Source organism: Enterobacter sp. EC_64 (assembly GCF_019584165.1).
Lineage (GTDB): Bacteria > Pseudomonadota > Gammaproteobacteria > Enterobacterales > Enterobacteriaceae > Enterobacter > Enterobacter roggenkampii.
This window is the reverse complement of the sequence record NZ_VDAS01000077.1, coordinates 1-626: the sequence shown is the minus strand read 5'-3', so window position 1 is coordinate 626 and position 626 is coordinate 1. Positions and strand designations below refer to the sequence as shown.

The window sequence follows — 626 nt, the reverse complement described above, 5'->3', positions numbered from 1 at the left end:
TCCCTAAACCACCTCCTGGGGAGGTGGTGATTGATCCTGTAAGGCTATAGCCTGAAGAATGCCCATGCCGGAATATCTCTTCTTACTCACCACAAGTAAAAGGAGACAGACTGACATGGGGCTTTACAGGAGTTCATCACATGTATATTGGCGTTGCAAATACCACATAGTTTGGACGCCAAAATATCGATTCAGGATCCTCAAAGATAAGCTGGGCAAGGAACTTTACAGGACAATCTACATCCTCTGCGGAATAAAAGGTTGTGAAGTTCTGGAGTTAAATGTTCAACCAGATCATGTACATCTGGTGGTTATCGTGCCGCCTAAAATTTCCATATCAACGTTGATGGGGCATCTTAAAGGTCGCAGTGCCATCAGACTCTACAATCGTTTTCCACATATCAGGAAGAAGTTATGGGGAAACCATTTTTGGTCACGCGGCTACTTTGTCGATACGGTAGGGGTAAACGAAGAGATCATCAGACGATATGTGCGGCATCAGGAGAAAACGGAACAAACGCACGAACAGCAGATGGAATTGCTAGAGTAGAAACAGGAAGGAAACAATAGCCCCCCTTACAGGGGGCATTCTAGAAAGCCACCTTCTAAGAAGGTGGTCTTTTACT

1 protein-coding gene is annotated in these 626 nt (G+C 45.0%); it reads left to right on the top strand.

Annotated features, from left to right (window positions below):
- Positions 1–115: 115 nt before the first annotated feature.
- Complete coding sequence (gene tnpA, locus FHC52_RS22510; RefSeq protein ID WP_032651224.1) at positions 116–550, top strand: IS200/IS605 family transposase; 435 nt, start codon at positions 116–118, stop codon at positions 548–550.
- Positions 551–626 lie beyond the last annotated feature (76 nt).